7 protein-coding genes and 1 pseudogene are annotated in these 4,339 nt (G+C 40.3%); 2 read left to right on the top strand and 6 right to left on the bottom strand.

All coding sequences use genetic code 11. The annotated features are described in order from the left end of the window. Positions 1–544: 544 nt before the first annotated feature. Together PX484_RS09750 and PX484_RS09755 are read left to right on the top strand one after the other, a co-directional pair. Positions 545–637: pseudogene (locus PX484_RS09750) on the top strand (CU044_2847 family protein); the annotation flags it as partial. A gap of 1 nt (position 638) precedes the next feature. Further along, a complete protein-coding gene (locus PX484_RS09755; RefSeq protein WP_287667095.1) occupies positions 639–1,226 on the top strand; it encodes a Uma2 family endonuclease in 588 nt (195 codons plus the stop codon). A 292-nt stretch (positions 1,227–1,518) separates the two neighbouring features. Here PX484_RS09755 and PX484_RS09760 read toward each other — a convergent pair whose 3' ends face one another. The 6 genes from PX484_RS09760 to PX484_RS09785 form a co-directional block, all read right to left on the bottom strand. After that, on the bottom strand, positions 1,519–1,701 hold the full coding sequence (locus PX484_RS09760) for a type II toxin-antitoxin system HicA family toxin (RefSeq protein WP_012267861.1): 183 nt from the start codon (positions 1,699–1,701) through the stop codon (positions 1,519–1,521). Continuing rightward, on the bottom strand, positions 1,698–1,889 hold the full coding sequence (locus PX484_RS09765; protein WP_002800870.1) for a type II toxin-antitoxin system HicB family antitoxin: 192 nt from the start codon (positions 1,887–1,889) through the stop codon (positions 1,698–1,700). Before PX484_RS09765 ends, PX484_RS09760 begins: the two co-directional genes overlap by 4 nt. Before the next feature lie 270 nt (positions 1,890–2,159). Next, on the bottom strand, positions 2,160–2,963 hold the full coding sequence (locus PX484_RS09770) for a tetratricopeptide repeat protein (protein WP_287767247.1): 804 nt from the start codon (positions 2,961–2,963) through the stop codon (positions 2,160–2,162). 351 nt (positions 2,964–3,314) lie between these two features. Beyond that, positions 3,315–3,458 (bottom strand): putative toxin-antitoxin system toxin component, PIN family, encoded by a 144-nt coding sequence (locus PX484_RS09775; protein WP_002800867.1) that lies wholly within the window; start codon positions 3,456–3,458, stop codon positions 3,315–3,317. Then, positions 3,455–3,724 carry a hypothetical protein gene (locus tag PX484_RS09780; RefSeq protein WP_002796343.1) on the bottom strand — a complete coding sequence of 90 codons (270 nt, stop codon included), beginning with the start codon at positions 3,722–3,724 and terminating at the stop codon, positions 3,455–3,457. The genes PX484_RS09775 and PX484_RS09780 overlap by 4 nt, the downstream gene beginning before the upstream one ends. 401 nt (positions 3,725–4,125) lie before the next feature. After that, on the bottom strand, positions 4,126–4,339 hold a 214-nt coding region (locus tag PX484_RS09785; RefSeq protein ID WP_288103659.1), incomplete at its 5' end, for a DUF3352 domain-containing protein.

The raw sequence follows: 4,339 nt of genomic DNA on the forward strand, positions 1-4,339 counted from the left end.
CAATTCCATTGTGTCCTATTTTGCTGCAAAACTAAAAAGCAACAAAACTTCTCCAGCAAAGTCTCTCGTTTTTTCATCTAGCTACTCCCCGTGGAGGTCAACTAAACTCTCTATCGTTCCACTTCGAGATTTTATGCAGTATTATAGCAGTTATCTTAATGGTGAGGTACAAATTTTTCGTTTTGAGGAGTCGAGAGTCTGGGGAGTCAGGAGTGAGGAGACGATTGTGCAAACGTTTGTATTAATTTAAGAGTCACTGATAATTAGGGTTTGCTGAAAAAGTTTGTTGGTGGGGTTAGGAGTCATACTAAATCCGGTTATTAAAGAATGATTATTTATTCTCCCTTTTGCCTATTGCAAGAGTGCATGAGTGCCTGTCCTGATATGTAGCATAAAGGGATTGGGGGAGATTCGGCTAATCTAAAAATAAGCGATTTAAATACGTCTTAGCTTACAATTATTATTAACTTCGATCAAACAGGGAGTTTCCCAAGTAAGTCCACCCAGTCAGGTTACTTGAGAATTTGGCTGACAAGTTGGGGGTGAAACGGGTATCTCTTTAGTGACCAAAGGTTCAGCACCAGCTAATATTAAAGTTGCTATTGAATGGGAATTTAACCAAGATAAGGGAGGTTAGTATGCAAGTTCAAGTCGAAAAACGGTATTATACACCTGAAGAATATTGTCAGCTAGAAGAAACAGCAGCATACAAAAATGAATATCTAGATGGAGAAATTATTCCCATGGTAGGAGCAACTACTAATCATAATCTGATTGCTTTGAATTTCTGTAAAAATTTTCCAGCTAAGATTAATAATGAAGATTATTGGACTTTCATGAGTGATGTCCGGTTATGGATGCCAATATACCGCTTTTATACTTATCCTGATGTCATGGTGATTAAAGGCAAACCATTATATGAAGGAAAAGGCACAAATACTGTAACTAATGCGTTAATCATTGTCGAGGTTTTATCAAAATCAACTAGAGATTATGATCGCACTGATAAGTTTAAGTTTTATCGTTCAATTCCTGACTTTAAGGAATATATTTTGATCGATCAATACCGTTATTATGTGGAACAATTTTATCAACAAAATAATGGAGAATGGTTATTTAAAGCATCTGAATCAGAGAATGATGTTTTAAGGTTTTATTCTGTGGATTTTCAAATCTCATTGCTGGATATTTATCAACGAATTGATTTTAATTTAAGTGAAGAATAAGGATTAAATCCCATCTCAATTATAGCGTTTTTCAGTCTGCTGAGGTACAAAAGTTATGGGTTTTAGGCAAAAGGCAAGAGGCAAAAGGGAAGAAAATAGGTGTACCTCACTAGCTTAGGAAACGCTATATCTACCAAAATCAGTTGATATTGCGATTCTCAAGATCAAGAAGGAAACCCAACAAAAAAATAAGAGGATGGGAATAGCGATCGCCTTTTTTAAAATCCTACAGTAATCATTTTTCCATAGCTCCTTTGCTTCCTTGTAGCCTTGTTTGATTTGCACTGTGAATTTATCTGTCACCAGTAAGACTTTTGATAATCTTTTTAGCCAATCGCTCATTAATTTCTCGATGTCTGGGAATTGGTTCTGTTTTTCCAGTATCTGGATTATGGTAAATATCATGTTTCCCTCCACGTCTAATCAAGTAGCAGCCAGCTTGCTCCAATTGTGCAATTAAATCATGTCTTTTTATGCGAATTCAAACTCTGCAACTCTCTTGATTCCGGGGATTTCTTCCGTAGTAAATGTTCTGTAGAGATCGATCAGGTTTTCGATTAATTCTTCTAAGTCAACACCTTGGGTCCAATGATCGGGAAATTCATTCAAATAGCCCAAGAACATCCCATCTGATTCTTTCCAATATGTATATGGAATCCTCATGGTGAAATCCTCATTCTGCGTTGCTAACGATATTAAGTTGACCCCTATTATAACGGAATTGCTCTCAAGCCACGATCAGCTTTATTATCAGGGTTGGCAGCGAGATTGCCGCCTGACACTTCGTTAATGCAGCCGACAAAATTTGCGATCGCTCATTCAGACGGATTTAGGTGTTGGCTGTTGGGTTTCGCTTTCCCCTAAAATTGAGAGGTTTTCTTTAACCCATTGATTCGCTCAACCCAACCGACGGACTCAACCCAAGAAAAAGGACTAGACCGCGCCTAATAGCCGTAGGAATTCCATAACCTTTTCATATAACGCCGCGTTTCCTTGCTGGCGGTACAGTTCGGCGGCTTGTCGCAAATCTCTGATCGCTTTTTCCCTTTCTTGTCGAGAGTAATAAAGAAGCCCCCGAAAGCCGTAAGCCATTGCGTATCGGGGATTAATGTTGATCGCCTGATTGTAATCGGACAGAGCGAGGTCTGGTTTCCCCTGTTCTTTGTAAAGATTCCCGCGATTGAGGTAAGCCTCAGCGAATCGGGGATTAATGTTGAGCGCCTGATTGTAATCGGACAGAGCGAGGTCTGGTTTCCCCTGTTGTCGGTAAAGACCCCCGCGATTGAGGTAAGCGATTGCGTCTCGGGGATTAATGTTGAGCGCCTGATTGAAATCGGACAGAGCGAGGTCTGGTTTCCCCTGTTCTTTGTAAAGATTCCCGCGATTGCGGTAAGCGATTGCGTCTCGGGGATTAATGTTGAGCGCCTGATTGTAATCGGACAGGGCGAGGTCTGGTTTCCCCTGTACGGCGTAAAGAAGCCCCCGATTGAGGTAAGCCTCAGCGAATCGGGGATCAATGTTGATCGCTTTGGTGAATTCAGCGAGAGCGAGATCGTATTTTTCCTGTTGGATGTAGCCAACTCCCCGGTTATAGTGGCCGATCGCGTCTTGATTGTTCCCTTGAGCGATCCGGGTTTCGGCTGGTTGTCGGCTCTCTAGCGCCATGACGGGGCGAACAGTCGCGAGGGTGGAAAGGCTGATTAGGCTAACGGTGGTAAGAAGGGCAAAGGATTTCATGGCTAGTTCCTCGGTGGGGATGATTTTAAATTCTACTTAGGGTTGGCTGAATATCGGTGTAAATCCTGCTAAAAAAGGTTTTTGGGCTAAAAAAGCCTAAAAATATTATCCAACAAGGTTTTTAGATTGATTCAGCAACCCCTACTTAATTCATAGGCTGCTTTTTTGGGAATATACAGAATAGGCTTTTTTTGTCTAAAAAGCACTAGGCTACTACTATCTAAAGTAATTAGAAAGTAGTAAGAGCGATCACTTTTTTTTAAATCCTACAGTAATCATAGCAATTATTGTAGGTCAAACTTATCTTTTCTCTTGGTGTAAATCGTCAATTAATTACCTTACTCCTCTTCTCTACTCATTAAAGTAGCGACTAAGAAATTCTTGGGGAGTAATGATTGTAATTTTTTGATTTTTAGCTAATTTAAGGATTTTACCCGGAACTCCTCCCCACAACAATCCTGAAATCCAAACATTGACATCTAGAACAACTTTCATGAGTTGGCGCGTCTAATTTGGCGAGCTTCTTTAATCATCTGGCTAATCTCAGCTAGAGTCGGTTGATTGGGGTCTGGTTCCATTGCTTCTAGTCGCTCAAAGAATTGCTCTAGATTGACTTTATCTTGATGAACTTTTTTGAGAATGATGGAGTCTTCCGTCAGGGAAATCATGTATTTATCTCCTGGGTTGAGGCGGGTTTGAACTTCAGGAGGAAGTTCGAGGTTTCCTTCTCGATTGATTTGTATGAGTAGCTCTTTGGTCATCGGCTTCAAAATAAACTTTATTAGCTTTAGCTGTTAAACAGACTTTATAAATAATCTGATCAAGTTAATTATATATATCTTAGCGAATTTTTCAAGCTAGGGCTTGCTACCTTGGAATCTAATCCTGGAATTGATGGCGCTCAGCGATTCGCGTCTGGAGAGGTAATGTTTCTCCCTCTACATTTATACTACCCCAAGAGAGTCCTTCCACAGAATCAATACCACTGGCTACTTGATAACGGATCCAGAACGGTTATTAGCGACGCTTGAGGGAAACCCAACCACACCAATGTCGTCAAGAATGTTGGGTTTACCTCAAACCATTGAATCAAGCAGTTTTCTCCTAATTATTAAATCGCTCAACCAAACCTACAAGCTTCTATCTGATAACTGATAACTGATTAAGACTTCACTCCCAGATTAAAGAAAATCGTTCCCCGACGCACAGAATTTTCGCTACCTTGGCTGCTAATGGTAAGAGAACGCAGATTATTAAATAAAGGCTTAATCGATAATTCTAACACCCGCACGATCGGGAATTTTGCCTCGATTACCGGTTGCAATTGTCGCCAATCGACGTAAAAATAACCATCATTTTCTGCGGGTAAAGCAGTA

This window comes from Microcystis sp. M49636_WE2 (genome assembly GCF_030065375.1).
In the GTDB taxonomy this organism is placed as follows: Bacteria; Cyanobacteriota; Cyanobacteriia; order Cyanobacteriales; family Microcystaceae; genus Microcystis; species Microcystis aeruginosa_C.